This is a genomic window from Mesorhizobium sp. M7A.F.Ca.MR.148.00.0.0, assembly GCF_003997735.1.
GTDB lineage: Bacteria > Pseudomonadota > Alphaproteobacteria > Rhizobiales > Rhizobiaceae > Mesorhizobium.
The window spans coordinates 1-382 of the sequence record NZ_RZTB01000435.1 but is presented as its reverse complement, the minus strand read 5'-3'; the positions used below and the strand labels follow the sequence as shown (position 1 = coordinate 382).

Genomic DNA, 382 nt, shown 5'->3' with positions numbered 1-382 from the left:
TGGCAGCCGGCCGCTCTGGTGCCCGCGTCATCCTGTGCGAAGAGGATTTTGTCCCTGGCGGCCGCTTGCTGTCGGACGGCGGCACGATCGATGGTGTTCCGGCGACAGAATGGCTCTCGAAGACGCTGGCTGAATTGGCTGATATGCCGGACGTCCGCATCATGACCCGCACGGCACTATTCGGCGTCTACGATGGCGGCACCTATGGCGCGATCGAGCGGGTCAACGACCACCTGCCCTCGCCGCCCGAGCACCAGGTGCGCCAGCGGCTGTGGCGGATCGTGGCGAAGCGCTGCGTCGTCGCGGCCGGCGCCATCGAACGGCCGATCGTCTTTGCCGGCAACGACACGCCCGGTGTTATGATGGCGTCCGCCATGCGCAC

1 protein-coding gene is annotated in these 382 nt (G+C 67.0%); it reads left to right on the top strand.

Annotated features, from left to right (window positions below):
- Positions 1-382: FAD/NAD(P)-binding oxidoreductase (locus EOB49_RS34840; protein ID WP_245473008.1), on the top strand; the 382-nt coding region annotated here is incomplete at both ends.